This window comes from Acinetobacter sp. ANC_7513 (assembly GCF_056779915.1).
The window spans coordinates 1-1,084 of the sequence record NZ_JBWYIW010000024.1 but is presented as its reverse complement, the minus strand read 5'-3'; the positions used below and the strand labels follow the sequence as shown (position 1 = coordinate 1,084).

1 protein-coding gene is annotated in these 1,084 nt (G+C 39.5%); it reads right to left on the bottom strand.

The window, feature by feature from the left end:
- Positions 1-1,084, bottom strand: a 1,084-nt coding sequence (locus AC1M9B_RS14355) for a hypothetical protein (RefSeq protein WP_481609335.1), incomplete at both ends; no start/stop codon positions are given.

The following is a 1,084-nucleotide window of genomic DNA, read 5'->3' as shown; positions in this document are numbered from 1 at the left end:
GGATCACGACCATCAGCAACGAGTTGTAAAGCTTCATTAATTTCTTGTTGAAGTGCATCACGTGTTTCATCAGTGTATCTTGCTGACTCTTCCAACTCTGCATTGTCATTAAGTTTAGTCTGAAGTTCATTCGCCTTCGTTTCAAGCGCGACTAAATCCGCTTCAGTTGCTAATGAATCTTCAAACTCTTGTTGTGCATTGGTTTTTAATGCAGCATCCGCAGCGTCTAATTCATCAGTCGCTTTGATCACATCACCTTTGGTAACTGTTTTAACAGGATCACGACCATCAGCAACGAGTTGTAAAGCTTCATTAATTTCTTGTTGAAGTGCATCACGTGTTTCATCAGTGTATCTTGCTGACTCTTCCAACTCTGCATTGTCATCAAGTTTAGTCTGAAGGTCTTTCGCCTTCGTCTCAAGCGCAGTTAAATCCGCTTCTGTTGCTAATGAGTCTTCAAACTCTTGTTGTGCATTGGTTTTTAATGCAGCATCCGCAGCGTCTAATTCATCAGATGCTTTTTTAACTTCTTCTTTAGTTACATTTTTTGATGGATCGCGACCATCAGCAACGAGTTGTAAAGCTTCATTAATTTCTTGTTGAAGTGCATCACGTGTTTCATCAGTATATCTTGCTGACTCTTCCAACTCTGCATTGTCATCAAGTTTATTTTGAAGTTCATTTGCCTTCGTTTCAAGCGCGACTAAATCCGCTTCTGTTGCTAATGAATCTTCAAACTCTTGTTGTGCATTGGTTTTTAATCCAGCATCCGCAGCGTCTAATTCATCAGATGCTTTTTTAACTTCTTCTTTAGTTACATTTTTTGATGGATCACGACCATCAGCAACGAGTTGTAAAGCTTCATTAATTTCTTTTTGAAGTGCATCACGTGTTTCATCAGTATATCTTGCTGACTCTTCTAACTCTGCATTGTCATTAAGTTTAGTCTGAAGGTCTTTCGCCTTCGTTTCAAGCGCGACTAAATCCGCTTCAGTTGCTAATGAATCTTCAAACTCTTGTTGTGCATTGGTTTTTAATGCAGCATCTGCAGCGTCTAATTCATCAGTCGCTTTGATCACATCAC